We start from the raw sequence: 17,813 nt of genomic DNA on the forward strand, positions 1-17,813 counted from the left end.
CTGCGCGACCGTTCGGGCAAGTCGGCCCGGATCAAGGAAAAGCTGGTCTCGAAAGACCGCGCTGCTTCCCAAGCGTAAATGCTGTAAGAAAAAGCACCCCTCGCGGGTGCTTTTTTGTTTGCCAGGTCAAAATAGCGGCATGTCCCCTATCCGCCTATTTCGAGAGACCCGTTGATCCGCCCCGTCTTTGAGCCTGAAACTCTGCCTGTCGAAGCGACGGGCGCCGATCTGCCGCCGGTGGCCGGCGACCGTCTCACGCCTGACGGCCTGCGCGCACGCTTCGAGCAGCGCCTTGCCTGGACTCCCGAACCTATCGTCGAAGCGCCGTGGCGCGATACGCATGCCGATCCGCGAGTTGCCGCGGTGCTGGTGCCGCTGGTGGTGCGCGAGCGCGGCCTGACCGTGCTGCTGACCCAGCGCGCCGACCATCTGAACGATCATGCGGGGCAGGTGAGCTTTCCCGGTGGCCGTCACGAACCCTTCGATGCGGACGCCACCGCCACCGCGCTGCGTGAAGCACAGGAAGAGGTGGGTCTTGCGCCCTCGCGTGTGGAGATTCTCGGCGCCTTGCCGGACTACCTGACGGGCACTGGTTTTCGCGTGACGCCGGTAATCGGCCTCGTGCATCCGCCGTTCACAGTGAAAGCGGACGCGCTCGAAGTGGCCGAAGTCTTCGAAGTGCCACTCGCCTTTCTCATGAACCCCGCCCATCACGAAGAGCGCGTGTTTCGCTACGAGGGCGGTGAGCGGCGCTTCTTCGCCATGCCGTATCCGCGTGCCGCGTCGGCCGAAGCGCAGGCTGCGGAGAGCGGAAGCGAGCTCGGTGGTCACTACTTCATCTGGGGCGCAACGGCGGCGATGCTGCGCAACTTCTATCGCTTCCTCGCGGCGTAAACCGCACGGGACTGTGCAGTTGTTGGGTGTTTGTCAACGACTGCGCTCAGTCGCATCCGACCCTGTGCTATCGTTATAAAACAATCGTAAAACTCGAAAAGCACGGCGCATCGCATGACTTTTTTCTCTGTATTGCTGGCTCTGATCATTGAACAGGTGCGTGCGCTTTCACCGAGCAATCCGGTGTCCGCGTTGCTTCAATACCATGCGGAATCGGCGGCGCACGGATTCGATGCCGGCAAGCCGAAGCATGGCTTGCTCGCCTGGCTCGTGGTGGTGGTGCCCTGGACGTTGGCCGTGGCGCTCGTCTACTACGTGCTGTATCACATCCATTTCGCACTGGCGTTCCTGTGGAACGTCGCGGTGCTGTACTTCACGCTCGGCTTTCGCCAGTTCAGCCATTACTTCACGGACATCCACCTCGCGTTGAATAACGACGACGTGCCGCACGCGCGTGAAATCCTGAACGAATGGACCGGGCTCGATACCGTCGATATGCCCGTCAGCGAAATCGTGCGTCATACGCTGATTCATGCGGTGGTCGCTTCGCATCGGCATGTGTTCGGCGTGTTCTTCTGGTTTCTGATTCCGGTCGGTCCGGCGGGCGCGGTGCTATATCGGATTGCCGAGTATCTGGCGCGCACGTGGGCACGTCCGGTCGACGATCGTACGGTTGCGTTTTCGAGCTTCGCACAGCGCGCCTTCTTCGTGATCGACTGGGTGCCGGCGCGGCTGACGTCGCTGGGCTTTGCGATTGTCGGCAATTTCGAAGACGCGATTTATGCATGGCGCAATCATGCGCGCCAGTGGCCGGATGCGAACGACGGCGTGTTGCTGGCCGCGGGCAGCGGTGCATTGGGCGCACGTTTGAGCGGGCCGCTTGCCGAGCCGTCGAGTCTCGACGCATTAGCCACCGGCGACGGCGGCCCGATGCAGGTCGGCGACGACTGCACGCCGCGCACGCTGCAATCGGCTGTGGGGTTGGTGTGGCGCGCGGTGGTGCTGTGGATGATTCTGCTGTTGATGCTGACGATTGCAGTGTGGCTGGCTTAAAGTCGCTTAGCTGATCTTGATTGGCATAAAAAAACCGGACAACGTCCGGTTTTTTTATGCCTGCAAATCATCCTGAAATAAGCTGACACCGATCTCGTGCGGAATCACCCATCCCGCGGATCGCGCGCCGTCCCGCACTGCCAGCACACCGTAAACTGCGCCTCGAGCGTTTCACCACAGTGCCGACACCGCCAGCCGGGCGTTCCCGCCGCCGGCCCGTGCGACGCTGCATCGATCAACCTTCGCGCCATCGCCTCATCACGTTCATCGACGAGCCAAAGCTCCGGCGAGCACTGATCCGCCGGAATATCGCCGAGCGCGCCGTTCAGATAACGGTTGTGTAACTCGCAAGCAATGCCCGCGGTGGCCAGCACATTGACCCAGTGCTGCCCGATGATCAGATTCGGCGCGCGCATCAGTTTCATGTCAGCGCACGATCTGGCTGGCTTCGTGCACGAGTTGCGCATACAGCGCATGCCGTTCGGGGCGGATGCGGCCGTCCGCGACCGCTTCGAGGATCGCGCAACCGGGCTCATGCAAGTGATGGCAGTTGTAGAAGCGGCAGTTCGGCAGTAACGGCCTGAACTCGGGAAACGCGCGCTCGAGCCGGCCCTCGGTCAGATGATGCAGGCCGAACTCCTGGAAGCCCGGTGAGTCGATCAACGAACCGCCTATGCCGTCCGCACTGTCCGGCAGCGGATAGAGACGCGTGAAAGTCGTCGTATGGCGCCCGCTATTGAGCGCCGTAGAAATTTCGCGCGTGGCGACTTCGGCATCGGGAATCAGCAGATTGACGAGTGTGGATTTGCCCATGCCCGACTGGCCGAGCAGCAGCGTCGAATGACCATGCAGATGTTCGATCAACGCGGCACGTGCGGCCTCGGGCTGAGTCTTGATCGACACCTCCACGACCGTATAACCCAACGCGCGATACGGCTCGAGCCGTTTGCGCGCGCCTTCGAGCGCACCGGTCACGTCGGTCTTGTTCAGTACGATCAACGGCTTCAGTTCGTTCGCCTCGGCCGCGACGAGCGCGCGCCCGAGCAGGTCTTCGCTGAAGTGCGGTTCAGTGGCGAGCACGATCAGCAACTGGTCGAGGTTGGCCGCGAACAGCTTCGATTTGTACTGATCCGAGCGATATAGCAGATTGCGCCGCTCGCCGATCTCGACGATCACGCCTTGATCCGCCGAAGCCAACTCGTAAATCACGTGATCGCCGACCGCCACCTCGCTGCGCTTGCCGCGCGGGAAGCATTGAAGCATGGCGCCGCCGTCGTCCGGTGCGACGAGATAGTGGCGGCCATGCGCGGCCACCACGAGGCCGCCTACACGCGCGCTGGACGGCGCGCGCGACGCTTTCGGGGAGCGGCCGCTCATGCGTGCCGCAGCAGGCGGTCGATCCGCTGCGACGCCGGCGGATGCGAGTAGTAGAACGCGGTGTAGAGCGGATCGGGCGTCAGGGTCGACGCATTGTCCTCGTACAGCTTGACGAGCGCATTGACGAGATCTTGCGCGTCGGTCTGCGTCGCGGCGAACGCGTCGGCTTCGAACTCATGCTTGCGCGAACTGAGGCTGCCGAGCGGCGTGACGAAGAACAGGAACACCGGCAGCGCAAGGAAGAACAACACCAGCGCGAGGCCGCTATTGCCGCCGACCAGCGACGGCCGCACGCCCAGCCCTTCATAGAACCAGACGCACTGCATGAGCCAGCCGAGCAGGGCGAGCATGACGAGACTGATCGCGAAGGTAACGAGCATGCGCTTGATCACATGACGGCGTTTGAAGTGGCCGAGTTCATGCGCGAGCACGGCTTCGATCTCGCTGCCCGACAGGCGCGCGAGCAACGTGTCGAAGAACACGATTCGCTTGGCGGCGCCGAAGCCGGTGAAATAGGCGTTGCCGTGCGCGGAACGGCGGCTGCCGTCCATCACGAAAAGACCCTTGGCGGCGAAGCCGCAGCGTTGCATCAGCGCTTCGATGCGGCTTTTCAGCGCTTCGTCCTTGAGCGGCTCGAACTTGTTGAAGAGCGGCGCAATAAACGACGGATACAGCACCAATACGAGCATCTGGAAGGCGACCCACACGACCCATGTCCACAGCCACCAGAGGCTGCCGGCCTGGTTCATCAGCCACAGCACGACGAACAGTAGCGGCAGGCCGAACGCGGCGCCGAGCAACACGCCCTTCAGGCGGTCGACGAAGAAAATGCCGCGGCTCATGCGGTTGAAGCCGAAGCGCTGTTCCACCACGAACTGCCGGTAGTAGTCGAACGGCAGGTCGACCACGCTGGTGATCGCGATCACCGCGGCGACCAGCGCGATCTGCCCGATGTATCCGCGGCCGAGCCAGTCGGAAATGCCCAGATCGAGCGCCTGCACGCCACCGAGCAGCGTAAGGCCGATCAGCACGGCCGCGCTGACGACGATCTCGATCAAGGTCAGACGCGTGCGCTCGACGGTGTAGTCGGCGGCGCGCTGGTGCGCGGTGAGCGCGATGGTGCCGGCGAACTGGCTCGGCACCTGCTCGCGATGTTGGGCCACGAAGCGGATCTGCCGCGACGCGAGCCACAGTTTGGTGCCGACCATCGCCACGACGGCGACGACGAACAGAACGGTGAAGTACAGGGTAGGCATCCGGGGATTCCGTGGTATCTATGCGAGAATTATATGTTTCTTCCTGCCTCGCGGCGGGAAGGTGAGTCCAAACCGGCTCGCACCAGCTTAATCCAATCTCAAACGAACAATCGCCGCGGCAAGCGGGCTTGCTGACAAGCCGTTTGCCCGGCCATCAGGGTTGCCTTCATGACTGACATCCTCGCATCCACCGAACAGCCGCCGCTCGTGCGCAGCGACATGAATCTCGTCTGGCTGGACATGGAAATGACCGGGCTCGAGCCCGATTCCGACCGCATCATCGAAATCGCGGTGGTGGTGACGAATTCGACGCTCGACCGCCTCGTCGAAGGTCCGGTTCTGGCGATTCACCAGAGCGACGAGACGCTCGCCAAAATGGATCAGTGGAATCAGAACACCCATGGCCGTTCGGGGCTGATCGACCGGGTGAAGGCGTCCACGGTGAGCGAGGCCGACGCCACCGAGCAAATCCGCGATTTCCTGAGCGTCTTCGTGCCGCCCGGCAAATCGCCGATGTGCGGTAACTCGATCTGCCAGGACCGCCGCTTCATGGCGCGCTGGATGCCGGACCTGGAGCGCTTCTTCCATTACCGCAATCTCGACGTCAGCACGTTGAAGGAGCTGTGCCGCCGCTGGCAGCCGGCCATCTACAAGGGTTTCCAGAAGCGCGCGATGCACACGGCGCTGGCCGATATCCACGAGTCGATCGACGAACTGAAGTACTACCGCGAGCACTTCCTGATCCCGTCGGCGCCGGACGCCGCCGGCGGCGCGGAATAACGGGGCTGATCTGCTTCGACGCGTAACGCGCCGGTGGCTGGCCGGAGCGGCGCCGCCTTCCGGCTGGGCGCACCTCGCTGGTCGCGGCTGACTGGCGCCTGCCAGTTCCCTGCGCCAGAGCGCGACCCAAAACCGAAGCCCCGGGAAGCCAGACGGCCAAATCACAGCGGCCAATCCGCGCCGTGATTCCAGCCTATGCAGACTTGGGCGCGCGCTGCGCGTTCTTCGGCCGGAACGCCTTCACCACGTCGGCGTTGGTTTCCACATAAGGCCCGCCGATCAGGTCGATACAGTACGGCACCGCGGCGAAAATGCCCGGCACCTTCACCGCGCCGCCCGCTTCGGCGTCGCGCAAACCTTCCAGCGTTTCCTTGATCGACTTCGGCTGCCCCGGCAGATTGATGATCAGCGCTGCGTGCTCCGCCGTTTCGCGGATCACGGCGACCTGGCGCGACAGAATCGCGGTCGGCACGAAATTCAGGCTGATCTGCCGCATCTGCTCGCCGAAACCCGGCATTTCCTTTGTTGCGACCGCAAGCGTCGCCTCGGGCGTCACGTCGCGGCGTGACGGGCCGGTGCCGCCGGTGGTCAGCACCAGATCGCAGCCGACCTCGTCGACCAGTTCGGTCAGCGTGGCCGAAATGGTCGGCGCATCGTCCTGAATCAGACGGGTGACCACTTGCCACGGTGAGGTGAGGGCCGCGCCGAGCCATTCCTGCAAGGCCGGAAGGCCCTTATCCTCGTACACGCCGGTGGAGGCGCGGTCGCTGATCGACACGAGGCCGATCAGGATTTCGTCGGGGTGATTGCGTGCCGGCTTGCCTGCGTGATCATGCGTCGCGGTCGTCATCGTCATCGTCGTCCAGGGCGTCGTCGGCGTCGGAATCGGTCTGCGCGGACGGGCCGTCCGCGTTCTTGATCCACTGGAACAGTTCGCGGAAGTAGCGCGGCGGCTTGCTCTGCTGCGCTTCCTTGCGTGCGTTGCGGATCAGCGTGCGCCCCTGCTGCGGGTCGGCGTTCGGGTGCTGGCGGATGAAATCGGTCAGCGCGGCGTCGTCGGCGAGCAGTTTTTCGCGGGTGCGCTCGATCCAGTGGAGTTTGGCCGTTTCCGCTTTGTTGACGCCGTTATAGGTGTCGAGCGCGGTGCGCAGCGCGGCGGTTTCCTCGTCCAGCAGCGAGCGCATCACGCGGCCGACGTACTGCACCTGGCGGCGCTTGCCTTCGTGATCGGTGATGCGGCGCGCTTCGCGCACGGCGTCGTCGAGCTTTTCGGGCATCGGCATGCGCTTGAGCGCGTCTTTGGGCAGCGCGATCAGCGCCGCGCCCAGTTCCTGCAGCTCGTGCATTTCGCGCTTGAGCTGAGACTTGCTGGGACGGTCGTAGCCGTTTTCGTCGACTTCCGGCTCGGCGGATTCGATGGGTTGAATGCGGGTTTTGCGTGTCATACCGATATTGTAGCGTGCCGCGCCCGCTGAACCGCCGTGCTGCTGCGCACAAGGCCTCGCGCCCTGCGAAGCGATGGCGGCGCGGCGCATGCGCGAGGCGCTGCGAATGCCAGGTACGGCGTCGCGTACCTTGCTATGATCGCGGGATGCATAACCCGACACGGGCGCGCGCATGCGTGAGGCATGTGCGTAACCGGTGCGAACATAGCGAACACACCCAGGGCCGCTCGGCCCCGAACAGGACGGCAACGACAATGGCAGCAGACATGGACGTCAAGCAGCGCTTTTTTCCGCATACCCAGGATGAGCTGAAGGAAATCGCCTCGGACATCCTTCGTCACGCGAAGTCGCTCGGCGGTACCGACGCGGCGACCGAGATTTCCGAAGGCGACGGCCTGTCCGTCTCCGTGCGGCGCGGCGAAGTCGAGACGATCGAGCACAACCGCGACAAGATGGTCGGCGTGACGGTGTTCATCGGCAACAAGCGCGGCAACGCGAGCACTTCGGACTTTTCGTCGCAGGCTTTGAAGGACACGGTTGCGGCGGCCTACAACATCGCGCGCTTCACGGCCGAAGACGACTGCGCGGGTCTCGCCGAAGCCGAATTGCTGGAAACGGCGCCGCGCGATCTCGATCTCTATCACCCGTGGAATCTGTCCGCGGATGAAGCGGTGGAAATTGCCCGCCGCTCGGAAGACGCCGCGTTCGCCACCGATCCGCAGATCAAGAATTCGGAAGGCGCGAGTGTCTCGGCACAGCACTCGCAGTTCGTGCTGGCCACCTCGCGCGGCTTCCTGGCCGGTTATCCGTACTCGCGCCACTACATCGCGTGCGCGCCGATTGCAGGCAGCGGCCGCAACATGCAGCGCGACGACTGGTACACGTCGACCCGCAGCGCCGAAGAACTGGCCGATCCCGAAGCCGTGGGCCGTTACGCGGCGCAACGCGCGCTCGCGCGCATCGGCGCGCGCGGTCTGGATACGCGCAAGGTGCCGGTGCTGTTCGAAGCGCCGCTCGCCGCGGGCCTGCTCGGCGCGTTCGTGCAAGCCACGAGCGGCGGCGCGCTGTATCGCAAGACCTCGTTCCTCGTCGACAGCCTCGGCAAGCCGGTGTTCGCGCCGCACGTGCAGGTGCTCGAAGACCCGCATATCGCGCGTGCCATGGGCAGCGCGCCATTCGACGAAGAAGGCGTGCGCACCAAAAAGCGGTCGGTGGTGAAAGACGGCGTGGTGGAAGGTTATTTCCTGTCCACGTACTCGGCGCGCAAGCTCGGCATGCAGACCACCGGTAACGCCGGCGGCTCGCACAACCTGTCGCTGCTCAGCTCCAACACGCGCCCCGAGGACGACTTCGAAGAAATGTTACGCAAGCTCGGCACGGGCCTGCTGCTGACCGAACTGATGGGGCAGGGCGTGAACTACGTGACGGGTGACTACTCGCGCGGCGCGTCGGGCTTCTGGGTCGAGAACGGCAAGATCCAGTATCCGGTCGAGGAAATCACGGTGGCGAGCACGCTGCAGGAGATGTTCCACCACATCGTCGCGATCGGCGCGGATACGATCACGCGCGGCACCAAGAAAACCGGCTCGGTGCTGATCGAGCGCATGACGATCGCGGGGCAGTGAAGCGATTTTGCCGCGAGCCGGCGGGCCGCCGGTTCGTCGGTCGATGAGAAAACGCCACGCGAGGTCATTGCGTGGCGTTTTTTTATATCAGTTCGGCGGCCACTGTCTGCTTCGAGCGGGCACGATTACCGCTGAAGCGGTCCGGCCTCAGACGCCTTTGCGCCGGTACGTCACGAACGCGTAGTCGAAGTCGTTCGGCGCATGCGCGCGGTGTGTTTCGTGCGCGACTTCTTCCCACTCGGTTTCGTCGAGTTCGGGGAAGGTGGCGTCGCCTTCGAAGTCGGCGGAAATCTCGGTGACGATGAGCTTGTCCGCCTGCCGCAACCCTTCCTCATACAACTGCGCGCCGCCGATCAGAAACGCTTCGGGCGCCTGATCCTGAGCGGCGAGCTTGAGCGCCTCTTCGAGCGTCGTGGCCGCGTCGCATCCCTGGAAGCGCCGCGCGGCATCCCGCGTCACGACAATGTTGCGGCGTCCGGGCAAGGGCCGGCCAATCGACTCGTGCGTTTTGCGGCCCATGATGATGGGCGCGCCCATGGTGGTGCGCTTGAAGAACGCGAGGTCTTCGGGGAGTCGCCAGGGCAACTGGTTGTCGCGGCCGATCACGCCGTTATTGGCGCGAGCGACGATCAGGGTGAGCGTCGTCATCGAATGGAAAGGGGAACGTAACCGGACCGATTCTACCTGACGCGCAAGGCCATGCCGCCGAGGCGGGTGGCGAGCCGGCGGCGAGGATTCGCGGCGGTATCGGAGCCGGCACGGACAAGGCGCGTGTCCCACGCGTTTCGCCGCAGCCGCGTGAGGTCGCCGAGTCGCGCGGCTGTGCGCGGCGCGCCACACATGTTCGACCGGCGTGCGCGATTGCCGTGTTCCCGGCGTTTGCGACTGTCAGGACCCACCGCCGTGTCCCACAGCCGTGTCCCCCCGGCGTGCGCGATCACCGTGTCCTGCCGCCGTTCGCGACCGCGGTGTCCCACCGCCATGCGCGGCCACCATGCCCCACCGCCGCGCGCGTCATTCCTGCGCGCCTGCACCCACGGCGAATGCCGCCTTCTCGTCGGCGGCGCTCATTTCGCGCAGCCCGTGCTGGCCCATCAGGCGATATAGCGTCACGCGCGAAATATTCAGATCCGCCGCCGCCTCGTTCAACCGGTGACGATGACGCAGCAGCGCCGCTTCGATCGCCCGCTTTTCGGCGGCTTCGCGCGCTTGCGTGAGCGTCATGGTCTGCTGCCCGGTGAAGTGCGCGAGATCGAGATCGTCGGCGGAAATCAGCTTGTTCTCCGCCATCACGATCGCGCGGCGCACCCGGTTGATCAGCTCGCGGACATTGCCGGGCCAGTTGTAGTTATAGAGCGCCTCGATCGCCGACGGCGTGAAGCCGCGGATCTTGCGCGCGCCGTCGGTCTTGAACTTGTGCAGGATGTGATGCGCGAGAATTTCGATGTCCTTGCCGCGCGCGCGCAGCGGCGGCTCGTCCACACGCAGCACGCAAAGCCGATGAAACAGGTCGGCGCGGAACTGGCCGTCGCGCATCGCGCTCTCCAGATCGACGTGCGTCGCGGAAATGATCCGCACGTCGACAGGAATCGATTCGCGTCCGCCGAGCCGCTCGATCTTGCCTTCCTGCAGAAAGCGCAACAGGCTCGCCTGGCTCTCGAGCGGCAGGTCGCCGATTTCATCGAGCAGCAGTGTGCCTCCGTCCGCGGCTTCCACGCGGCCTATCTTGCGCTGATTCGCACCGGTAAACGCCCCGCGTTCGTAGCCGAATAGTTCGGACTGCAACAGATGGTGCGGAATCGCACCGCAATTGATCGCGACGAACGGCGCTTTGCGGCGCGGCGAGCGCTCGTGAATCGCGAGCGCGGTGAGCTCCTTGCCGGTGCCCGATTCACCCGCGATGAACACGCTCGCGTCCGTGTTCGCCACTTTGCGGATGGTGCGAAAGAGCTGCTGCATGGCTTCGCAGGTGCCGACCATTTCCTCGTCGCCTGATTCGTTTACGGGCGGCGTGGCTTCGGGGTCGCATAGCGTCACCATGCCGAACGCGTGGCCGACGAGGTAGTCGACCGTGGCGTTCGCCACCGGCATCTTCACGAAGTCGAAGCAGTAGTGACGTACGAGTCGCCGCACCACCGGATCGTTGAGCCGCTCGCTGGTGGCAAGCGCGATCCAGCCGATCTGCTGCTGGCGCAGGCTTGTTTCGAGTCCGGCCAGGTCGCGCGGCGGAAAGCTCGCCAGATCGACGATGCCCGCGCAAGCCATGTCGGGTTTCAACAGCCGGCCGAGTTCGTGCGCCGAGCGCGCCGCCACGACGTGCCAGCCGCGGTTTTTCAGATGCGCGATCAGCGTGTCGTCCGGCGTGCGGGCCACATACAACAGCGGGCGCTCGACGCCGCAACCGGCGACCGCGGCCAGCGGCGGCGCGCCTGCGACCGCGGCTACCGCCGAAGTCCGTGCCGGCGCCATCTCGCTGGTTAGCGCGCGCGTCATATGCGCTCCCGCTCCGGCCGCCGGAGCAACACTGGACAGATGAGGTGATTCACGCACGTTCGACCTCGTATCGTTGGCACGTCAGAATGTGTACGGAAACCGCACGCCGACCACGAAGTTCGGCGCGTCGGGCGTCAAGCCCACGGAGACCGAGCCGTTGATGGTCAGGTGCTTGTTCACGACGTGGTTCAGGCCAAAATTCAGCGCCGCGGCCGTGGTCTCGCTGCCCGGCACCTTTTCGTATGAGCCGCCCGGCTCGCGCGTTTTCGATTCGGGTTCGAGCGCCATCGTGTACGAGATGCTGGCCGAGTCCTTGTCGGAGAATGCGAGCGCCACGCCGCCGCCGAACTGCACGATGTCGCCGAGCTTGACCGTCGCCGGCTGGGTTTGTCCCTGCACCGACGAGATGTCCGCGAACGAGCGCGCGATGTTGTAGGTGTAGGAAAGACTGCCGAACAGCACCACCGGGTCGTAGGTCTTCAAAAGCGAGATGCCGGCCGTGATGTTCCAGAAGCCCGTGCCGGTAGGCAGCTTGCTCGGCGCCACCAGATTGGTGTTGTTGGCGTCCACCTGGACCAGTTTCTCGCCGAACGGCGAGGTGCCGGTCGGCGCCTTGATGCGCAGACTGCCGACCACGTCCGGCAGGCTGTTGGTCTCTTTCAGGAACTGGTAGTAGATCCCGAAGTTGACGTCGCCGATATTGCTGCCGTTCACGGACGCGTCCGACATCGTGCTCGCCGCGCCGCCCGCGCCGCCGACAATGAAGTTGCTATGCCGGTAGATATACGGCACGTCGACGTCGATACTCATACGGTCGGTCAGGCCGTAGCGCGTATCGAGATCCGCCATCACCTGGTGCGACTTGGTCTGGCCCAGGTTGATGTTGCCGAGGAAAATCGCGTCGAGCGCGAGGAAGCCCGACAGCTGCAACTGGCGGCGATCGTAGTAGGTGTCGCTGATACCCCAGTCCATCGTCAGCTTGTGGTCGAAGAGCGGGGCGTGCTCGCGCTGCACCACGGCTTCTTCGGCTTGCGTGCGCACCGGTTCGGCCGCTTTCTGCGTCTGGCCGATCGCGCCGCTGCCGTCGGTCGCGGACGGCAGGCCACCCGCGCTGCCGCCATCGGGCGGCGGCGGATAGACCGGCACGCCGGTCGCCGTGCCGGTGTTGCCGCCGGGCGCGGGCGCGCCGGGACTGACCTGGGCGAGCGGCGGCAGCGGCACCGGCAGGCCGTCGGCGCCGGGCTGCTCGGCCACGGCGTCGCTGCCGGCCGGCGCGCCGGCGCCCGGTACGCCGCGGCCGCGTTGCGCCATCTCCAGATTGGTCACCTGGCGCTCGAGAGAATGAATTTGCCGCTGCTGCTCGTCGACGACCCGCATCAACGTATTCAGACGTTCTTCGACCGATTGTCCAGCGAGCGCCTGCGCGCTCGCCCCTTGCGAAAGTGCGAATAGCATGACGGCGGCCGGAATGGCCGCGAGTGCCATGCGCGGCACTTTTTTCGATGAAAGATTATTCATTTTGTGTTCCCCCGGTGTTCCGGCCGGGCGCCCTCCGTGTCCCGTCGATCAGAGCGGGTGCCAAGCACTTGCTCCGGTTCGATGCAACACGCTTGCTGACAGCGCGCGGCCTTATCTGTACTGCCTTTGCTGCGGTCGGCGGGTGGCGGCCCGCATGCTTATCTCCTGTTTTGCAGAGCTTGTAGAACGCCTAACTGACGGATCATGGCGGCCGACATTTGCTGCGTCTGCAAATGCAGCTGCAATGCGTTGGCGACTTGCTGGTTATTGCCTGCGATCTGCAGCAACTGGGCGATTTGCCCGTTGCCTGGTGCGATGGTCTGGGTGGCGAGTCCAGCCGGAGTCTGCAGCGAGACAAGGATGCCGTTGCTGCCGAACGAGATGCCGGCTTTGACGGAGCCGGTCGAATTGCTGGCCGCTGCTGTCGGGGCATTGGCGGTGCCCGCGAGGATCACGGCGTTGTTGTTGAAGTCGATGAGCGCGGAGTTGGCGCCGCTGTTACGGTCGCCGGCCACCTGGGTCACTTGCGACACGCCATTGACCGAAATGCTCTGGCCTCCGTTGACCTGGGCATTGGGATTGGCCCCGGAGTTGGCGCCATTGGCTTGGCTGCCGGGGCCGCCGCCGCTCACGCTCGCCAGCGTGTTGACGGCGCTGGTCGCCTGTCCGAGCGCGTTCTGTCCGGCGCTGAGGGTGCCCTGGGCAAGCGCGGTCACGCCGTTGGGCAATTGCCATTGCGAAATGACATTGAGAACGAAGCCGGAGATCATCGTGCCGCCGACATATTTGCCGGTCTGGCCGGCGAGGACGTCGTCGTCCACCAGCTGCACCTTGACCGCGCCAGCACCGACGTCATGAGCGGCGAGATAGTCAGGCACCGGCGCAGAGCCGGCGCCTGGTGCTGCGTGGGCGCTGCCGCTGATCGCGCTCAGGCCGCACATCATGGTGCAGATCGCGAGCCCGAGCGGGGTGAGGGGTTGCTTCATGGTTGGTTCAGAACAGGTCTGCCTTGATCAAGCCGTACTCGACGAAGGGAGTCGCCGCGGTGCCGTTAGCCAGCGCGCTGGCGCGCAGCTTGAGCGCGAGCGACTCGTTGTCCTGCAAGAGCGGGGAATCCTCCCTGAAGGGTTTGCCGAGGACCGCGAATACCAGGCCGTTCCAGGTCCGCACGAAGTCCTCTTCGAGCACGATGCGGTTGCCGAGCGCCGGATCCGCAATGAACACGCGGCCATCCTGGGCATGCTTGACGATCACGAAATGCTCGTACCCGTCGATGTTCATCAGAACCATCACGGGAATCTGCAAGTGTTGGAGCGCGCTGGCGTTGACCCGGAAGCCGCGGCCGCGCAAACCGATGGTCTCGACGAATTTCTTCATGTCGAGCATGGAGAAGCCATTTTTGACAACCACTTCCGGCGTGGAGAACACCATCATCCGGCGAATCAGTTCGGTCTCCGGAATATCGATGCCATAGCCGTATTTGAGGAGCGTAGCCAGCGCCGCCGCACCGCAGCTGTAATCGAACTGCTGATTGACGATGTGGCTGTAGCGGATGTCCTTCATCGAACGCACCGTCTTTTTCAACGGAACGCCCGCCAGCGTGGACGTGTCGATGCTCGCCTGTGCGTAACTCGGGCCCGCGCACAGCGCGCAGCTTGCCAGCGCTACAGCGAACCGTAGCGCCGGGAACCCCTTGAACCCGGACATGCTGGTCTCCTGCTCTATACGCGCCGGCCGCTGCGAATGGCTGCCGGCGCGTCCCCCCTCAACTGCCTGCTGGCTTCTGGTGCCTGCTGCCGGCTTAGTGGCCGCTGTTCAGCGCGGCGATTGCCAGGCCGTTGTGCTGCAGGTTGCCCGCGCCGCCGGCGATATTCACGCCGATGTTGCCCGACGCATTGGCCAACGAGTTGGCACCCAGCATCGCGGTGCCCTGGAATTGACCCGTGACCGTCATGCCGGCGGTTTGCGAGTTGTCATCCGTGGCGACCATCGCCGTGGTCAGCGCGTTGCCCGGCTTGGTCGTCGTCACGGCACCGGCGAGGCTGTTGTTCTGCACGTTGCCGATACCCGACGCGACGTTCACCCCGACATTGCCCGTCACACCCGACAGCGAGCCATCTCCGATCGACGCGTTCAGATTGAAGTTGTTGATCCTCGCGCTGCCGCCTGTCGATTGCGCGTTGAAGATCTGCGCATTGCCGAACACGTTGCCGATATCGACCGAGGCCAGCGACACGTCGTTGCTTTGCGCGTTGCTGATGCCTTCCGCGATGTTGATGCCCAGGTTGCCCGAGACGCCGTTGGCCGCATTGGTGCCGGTCGTGGCGGTCAGCGTGCCTGCCGCTTGGGTGTCGATGTGCTGCGTCACGTAGCCCCGTGTGGTCACGTCGGTCGTGGCAAGGCTGGCGTTGACGCCGAAGGCCGCCGCATAAGAGTCGGTGGAGGAGGTCCGGCTGGTCTGGTAGCCGGACGAGTGTTCGCCGACCGCCGCGAAGCCCGATCCTTCGCTAGCCTTGTAGCCCCACACCTTGCCCTGTCCGGATGCCTGCGTTGCCTCGAAGCCGCCGGCCAGGCTCGACGTGTTGGCGTAGCTCGACTCGTTATAGCCGGCCTGCAAGCCGCCTGCCGCATGGAACGTCCCGGCGCCGAAGAACGGCGTATTGAAGGCCGCATAGTTGTAACTGCCGCCGATCGAGCCGCCTGCCGCGATATGGCCACCGGAGTTCTGGCTGGTGTGCGTGAAGCCGCCAGCGATTCCCGATGCCTGCTGGCTGGTCTGATACCCGCCGCCGGCGACGGAGGAACTCTGGCTGCCGTACACGTAGCCGCCCGATGCCTGATAGCCCTGCGCGCCGACCGACGACTGCGAGTGGCTTTGCGATGCCACCGCGAAGACCGAGCCGCCGCCCTTGATCGACGAAGAGCTGTTGTTATAGGTGGTCGTCACACGGCCCGTCGTATAGCTCTGCGCTTGCGGGTTGAGCGTAGCGTTGACGTTGACCGTCTGACTGTTGTTGATCACCGCGCCCGCCGTGCTGGACACGTGTACGCAGCCGTATAGACCGACCAGACCTTCGACGCCGACCGCTTCGCCGATCAGGGTGGCATTGAACAGGTAGGCCTTTTGCGGTGCGGCAAACGCGCTGCCGGATGCGGCAACGAGAACGGCTGCGGCAATAAGAGTGCGCTTCATGATTCGCTCCGATACTTTAAGTGTGGTCAGTTAAAAAAAGTGCCCGCCGGGGGACGGAGCACAAAACTGTTTGCCGTGGCGTTACCGGCGCCGGCTGTCTGGTTGATCTGCACGATCCCGTTGGCGTTCTTGAAGGCATCGCTGGAAATGTTTGCCTCGCGGACGCTATGAACCCCGATGGATTGACCCAGACCTCCGTTTTTCGGGGCCGTCGCGGATAGCTCCCCATCCGAGACGGTCTCGACTCCGAGCGCCGCAGTGCCCAATTGGGTGCTGTTGCGCTGCAGATTCCCTGCTCCGGCGGACTGGTTCACCAGCACCGCACCGGATGAATTCGAAAATGCATTGGCTTCGATCGACGCACGCGCATTCGTCACCTTCGCGGCGACGGCGGCGCTTTGCATGCTTGCGTTGTCGTTGCCGGCGACGCCGCCGTTCGACACCGTGATCTGATTCGTTTGCGCGTTGTTCAGGCCGGCCGTTTCGTTGACCGCGAAAGCGCCCGTCACGCCGGCGGCCGCGCCGTTGGCGATGGTCGAGGTGGCGCCGATCGTCGGCACCGATTGAGCGTGGGCGTGACTCGCTACCAGTGCTGCGCCGCCGAGACAGACGCACAGTGCCGCGTGCAGCGCACGGAGCTTGAGCGGGCTCATGAGTGCGTGCGCGAGCGGGTTCGTAAGCGGGCTCATTTCAGACCGCCAAGCGCGCCGGTGAGCGCATTCGACAGCGGCGCGAGCGCGCCCGTCACCGACGAGGTGATGGTGCCGCCGATGCCCGGCGCGGGCAGGCCGATGCCGCCGGAGTTCAGCGCCACGTTGTTGCCGGTTGCTTTGCCACTGAGGATCTGGGTCACCGCCTGCATGCCTGTACCACCGAGCACACCGCCGTCCGCCACACCACTGGACCCGTGCGCGTTCGTCAGATCGGTGTCGGCCACGATCTGGGCGACCGCCGGATTGAACGAGTTGGCCGGGAAAGTGGTGGCGCGCACGGCGACCGGGTCCTGACTCTTCGGCACCGGTACGAAGGCGTCGCGCGGCGTGATCGTGCGCTCGACGATGATGTCGCCCGGATTGACGGCTTGCGCTATGGCGTCGACGGCAAAACAGACCGTGAACAGGACGACGACGCTGGCCAGCGCCGCCTGCAGGAGGGTGGGCGACGACGCCCGCGACCTGAATGCGCGCGGCGTCCGGATAGAGGTGGTCATGTCGGTCCTTGCTTGCGTCTTGTCTTATATGCGGGCGGTGTGTTCGCTACACCGCCACCCCTGTCTGCATCGCTAATTCGTTCGGTCTACTTTCTTTGGTAACTGGCGACGTTGCCTTGGGCCGCGCGCGCCGCATCGATCGGGACGGGGAGCGGCGAGGGCGGGGCGATCTCGTCCCACAGCGTCACGCTGCTGCCGCCACTGTTGCCGCGCATGAGCTGCGGCGTGGCGGCGACCATCACCATGCCGACCGCGCCGCCGCGTTGCCGAGAGAGCATCTGGTCGTCGAGTGCAAAATCGTTCACGGATGCAGCATCAGCCGGAATGCTGAGCGAGTTCGCGGCGGCCTGGCGGAAGGCGTCGGCGGTGCGCGCCCTCGCATCGGAGGAGGCGGCTCGCGTGATCGTGGTTTCGGAGAAAGTGGCCGAACCGGCATCGGCGGATTCCGCCAGCGTGGCGGATTGGGCCGGTTCGGCGTTCTGCGCATTGGCGCCAATGGGCAGCATGGTCAGCGCGATTGCGGTGCAAAGGGCCGCCAATGGTGCAGTGCGGCTCAAATCGATGCGGAAAACAGGTCGCATGATGTGTCTCCTTGGTGCACAGCATTTAGCGAAACGTGTGCCATCGCTCGCAATCCATTGGTGCATCAGGACAAGAAGCAAAACCTCGAAGCAATGATTGAGAATTTGGACAAAAACGTTTCAGCGCTGAAACGATGAGGAGGAAATACCTGTAATTTGTTAATTGAGGCGGTATGAAGTACCTTGGGGTCTACGCTAGGAAAAGCGCTTCCACTAATCTTTTATTCGTCGGCTGAATAACCGTTTATTGCCCGCAGAGCCTTGCTGGGTAAGGAGTGCACGATTAAATTCGCATAACTGTTTTCCAAGCGCCGCGCGTATAGTAAGCTCTCAGAAAAGAGCTTCAGTTTTAAAAAAGCCCACCAAAGGGCCGTCTCAATCACACACA

General features: G+C 64.2%; 19 protein-coding genes and 1 pseudogene. 5 read left to right on the top strand and 15 right to left on the bottom strand.

Annotation, left to right across the window (positions count from 1 at the left end; all coding sequences use genetic code 11):
* From BLW71_RS00005 to BLW71_RS00015, 3 genes and pseudogenes are all read left to right on the top strand, one after another.
* A pseudogene (locus tag BLW71_RS00005) lies at positions 1-78 on the top strand (50S ribosomal protein L19); the annotation flags it as partial.
* 93 nt (positions 79-171) lie between these two features.
* The gene (locus tag BLW71_RS00010) at positions 172-894 is read left to right on the top strand and encodes a CoA pyrophosphatase (protein ID WP_091792484.1); all 723 of its coding nucleotides are present in this window, start codon (positions 172-174) and stop codon (positions 892-894) included.
* 114 nt (positions 895-1,008) lie between these two features.
* Positions 1,009-1,947: a CobD/CbiB family protein gene (locus BLW71_RS00015; RefSeq protein WP_091792485.1), complete on the top strand. Its 939-nt coding sequence runs from the start codon at positions 1,009-1,011 to the stop codon at positions 1,945-1,947.
* A gap of 104 nt (positions 1,948-2,051) precedes the next feature.
* Here the strand turns inward: BLW71_RS00015 and BLW71_RS00020 are convergent, their stop codons facing one another.
* The 3 genes from BLW71_RS00020 to BLW71_RS00030 are packed head-to-tail and all read right to left on the bottom strand — an operon-like array spanning position 2,052 to position 4,580.
* Positions 2,052-2,372 (bottom strand): putative signal transducing protein, encoded by a 321-nt coding sequence (locus BLW71_RS00020; protein WP_091792486.1) that lies wholly within the window; start codon positions 2,370-2,372, stop codon positions 2,052-2,054.
* Position 2,373: 1 nt separating this feature from the next.
* Positions 2,374-3,324 (bottom strand): ribosome small subunit-dependent GTPase A, encoded by a 951-nt coding sequence (gene rsgA / locus BLW71_RS00025; RefSeq protein ID WP_091792487.1) that lies wholly within the window; start codon positions 3,322-3,324, stop codon positions 2,374-2,376.
* Positions 3,321-4,580: a M48 family metallopeptidase gene (locus BLW71_RS00030; RefSeq protein WP_091792488.1), complete on the bottom strand. Its 1,260-nt coding sequence runs from the start codon at positions 4,578-4,580 to the stop codon at positions 3,321-3,323. The genes rsgA and BLW71_RS00030 overlap by 4 nt, the downstream gene beginning before the upstream one ends.
* Before the next feature lie 168 nt (positions 4,581-4,748).
* Here BLW71_RS00030 and orn point away from each other — a divergent pair, with 168 nt between their 5' ends.
* Positions 4,749-5,360: an oligoribonuclease gene (gene orn / locus BLW71_RS00035; RefSeq protein WP_091792489.1), complete on the top strand. Its 612-nt coding sequence runs from the start codon at positions 4,749-4,751 to the stop codon at positions 5,358-5,360.
* Between the two features lie 193 nt (positions 5,361-5,553).
* Here the strand turns inward: orn and mog are convergent, their stop codons facing one another.
* Together mog and yjgA are read right to left on the bottom strand one after the other, a co-directional pair.
* Entirely contained in the window at positions 5,554-6,210 is a 657-nt protein-coding gene (gene mog, locus BLW71_RS00040) for a molybdopterin adenylyltransferase (protein WP_091800160.1), read from the bottom strand.
* The gene (gene yjgA / locus BLW71_RS00045) at positions 6,191-6,805 is read right to left on the bottom strand and encodes a ribosome biogenesis factor YjgA (RefSeq protein WP_091800163.1); all 615 of its coding nucleotides are present in this window, start codon (positions 6,803-6,805) and stop codon (positions 6,191-6,193) included. Before yjgA ends, mog begins: the two co-directional genes overlap by 20 nt.
* 254 nt (positions 6,806-7,059) lie before the next feature.
* Here yjgA and pmbA point away from each other — a divergent pair, with 254 nt between their 5' ends.
* Positions 7,060-8,430: a metalloprotease PmbA gene (gene pmbA / locus BLW71_RS00050; protein ID WP_091792490.1), complete on the top strand. Its 1,371-nt coding sequence runs from the start codon at positions 7,060-7,062 to the stop codon at positions 8,428-8,430.
* Between the two features lie 147 nt (positions 8,431-8,577).
* On the opposite strand, the gene BLW71_RS00055 is transcribed toward pmbA, so the two are convergent.
* From BLW71_RS00055 to BLW71_RS00100, 10 genes are all read right to left on the bottom strand, one after another.
* Positions 8,578-9,078, bottom strand: coding sequence for a dihydrofolate reductase (locus BLW71_RS00055; RefSeq protein ID WP_091792491.1), 501 nt, complete (start codon positions 9,076-9,078; stop codon positions 8,578-8,580).
* A gap of 32 nt (positions 9,079-9,110) precedes the next feature.
* A complete protein-coding gene (locus BLW71_RS41465; protein WP_091792492.1) occupies positions 9,111-9,413 on the bottom strand; it encodes a hypothetical protein in 303 nt (100 codons plus the stop codon).
* A gap of 31 nt (positions 9,414-9,444) precedes the next feature.
* On the bottom strand, positions 9,445-10,923 hold the full coding sequence (locus tag BLW71_RS00065) for a sigma-54 dependent transcriptional regulator (RefSeq protein ID WP_502686808.1): 1,479 nt from the start codon (positions 10,921-10,923) through the stop codon (positions 9,445-9,447).
* A gap of 81 nt (positions 10,924-11,004) precedes the next feature.
* Positions 11,005-12,441 carry a hypothetical protein gene (locus BLW71_RS00070; RefSeq protein ID WP_218157106.1) on the bottom strand — a complete coding sequence of 479 codons (1,437 nt, stop codon included), beginning with the start codon at positions 12,439-12,441 and terminating at the stop codon, positions 11,005-11,007.
* A gap of 158 nt (positions 12,442-12,599) precedes the next feature.
* On the bottom strand, positions 12,600-13,427 hold the full coding sequence (locus tag BLW71_RS00075; RefSeq protein ID WP_091792494.1) for a peptidase C39: 828 nt from the start codon (positions 13,425-13,427) through the stop codon (positions 12,600-12,602).
* A 7-nt stretch (positions 13,428-13,434) separates the two neighbouring features.
* The gene (locus BLW71_RS00080) at positions 13,435-14,148 is read right to left on the bottom strand and encodes a C39 family peptidase (protein ID WP_091792495.1); all 714 of its coding nucleotides are present in this window, start codon (positions 14,146-14,148) and stop codon (positions 13,435-13,437) included.
* A 94-nt stretch (positions 14,149-14,242) separates the two neighbouring features.
* A complete protein-coding gene (locus BLW71_RS00085) occupies positions 14,243-15,634 on the bottom strand; it encodes a FapB/FapC family functional amyloid domain-containing protein (RefSeq protein WP_091792496.1) in 1,392 nt (463 codons plus the stop codon).
* 26 nt (positions 15,635-15,660) lie between these two features.
* Positions 15,661-16,287 (bottom strand): FapB/FapC family functional amyloid domain-containing protein, encoded by a 627-nt coding sequence (locus tag BLW71_RS00090; protein WP_091800169.1) that lies wholly within the window; start codon positions 16,285-16,287, stop codon positions 15,661-15,663.
* A gap of 32 nt (positions 16,288-16,319) precedes the next feature.
* Positions 16,320-16,844: a FapA family amyloid fibril periplasmic chaperone gene (locus tag BLW71_RS00095; protein WP_091792497.1), complete on the bottom strand. Its 525-nt coding sequence runs from the start codon at positions 16,842-16,844 to the stop codon at positions 16,320-16,322.
* Between the two features lie 86 nt (positions 16,845-16,930).
* On the bottom strand, positions 16,931-17,425 hold the full coding sequence (locus BLW71_RS00100; protein ID WP_091792498.1) for a hypothetical protein: 495 nt from the start codon (positions 17,423-17,425) through the stop codon (positions 16,931-16,933).
* Positions 17,426-17,813: the final 388 nt, after the last annotated feature.

Origin of the sequence: Burkholderia sp. WP9, from assembly GCF_900104795.1 — a bacterium.
Taxonomy (GTDB): domain Bacteria; phylum Pseudomonadota; class Gammaproteobacteria; order Burkholderiales; family Burkholderiaceae; genus Paraburkholderia.

Coding starts and splice junctions, on each gene's coding strand:
- orn (WP_091792489.1), top strand. CDS start 4,749: ATGACTGACATCCTCGCATCCACCGAACAGCCGCCGCTCGTGCGCAGC.
- mog (WP_091800160.1), bottom strand. CDS start 6,210: ATGACGACCGCGACGCATGATCACGCAGGCAAGCCGGCACGCAATCAC.
- BLW71_RS41465 (WP_091792492.1), bottom strand. CDS start 9,413: ATGGCGGTGGGACACCGCGGTCGCGAACGGCGGCAGGACACGGTGATC.
- pmbA (WP_091792490.1), top strand. CDS start 7,060: ATGGCAGCAGACATGGACGTCAAGCAGCGCTTTTTTCCGCATACCCAG.
- BLW71_RS00090 (WP_091800169.1), bottom strand. CDS start 16,287: ATGAGCCCGCTCAAGCTCCGTGCGCTGCACGCGGCACTGTGCGTCTGT.
- BLW71_RS00015 (WP_091792485.1), top strand. CDS start 1,009: ATGACTTTTTTCTCTGTATTGCTGGCTCTGATCATTGAACAGGTGCGT.
- BLW71_RS00070 (WP_218157106.1), bottom strand. CDS start 12,441: ATGAATAATCTTTCATCGAAAAAAGTGCCGCGCATGGCACTCGCGGCC.
- BLW71_RS00080 (WP_091792495.1), bottom strand. CDS start 14,148: ATGTCCGGGTTCAAGGGGTTCCCGGCGCTACGGTTCGCTGTAGCGCTG.
- BLW71_RS00065 (WP_502686808.1), bottom strand. CDS start 10,923: ATGACGCGCGCGCTAACCAGCGAGATGGCGCCGGCACGGACTTCGGCG.
- BLW71_RS00095 (WP_091792497.1), bottom strand. CDS start 16,844: ATGACCACCTCTATCCGGACGCCGCGCGCATTCAGGTCGCGGGCGTCG.
- BLW71_RS00100 (WP_091792498.1), bottom strand. CDS start 17,425: ATGCGACCTGTTTTCCGCATCGATTTGAGCCGCACTGCACCATTGGCG.
- BLW71_RS00085 (WP_091792496.1), bottom strand. CDS start 15,634: ATGAAGCGCACTCTTATTGCCGCAGCCGTTCTCGTTGCCGCATCCGGC.
- yjgA (WP_091800163.1), bottom strand. CDS start 6,805: ATGACACGCAAAACCCGCATTCAACCCATCGAATCCGCCGAGCCGGAA.
- BLW71_RS00020 (WP_091792486.1), bottom strand. CDS start 2,372: ATGAAACTGATGCGCGCGCCGAATCTGATCATCGGGCAGCACTGGGTC.
- rsgA (WP_091792487.1), bottom strand. CDS start 3,324: ATGAGCGGCCGCTCCCCGAAAGCGTCGCGCGCGCCGTCCAGCGCGCGT.
- BLW71_RS00055 (WP_091792491.1), bottom strand. CDS start 9,078: ATGACGACGCTCACCCTGATCGTCGCTCGCGCCAATAACGGCGTGATC.
- BLW71_RS00030 (WP_091792488.1), bottom strand. CDS start 4,580: ATGCCTACCCTGTACTTCACCGTTCTGTTCGTCGTCGCCGTCGTGGCG.
- BLW71_RS00075 (WP_091792494.1), bottom strand. CDS start 13,427: ATGAAGCAACCCCTCACCCCGCTCGGGCTCGCGATCTGCACCATGATG.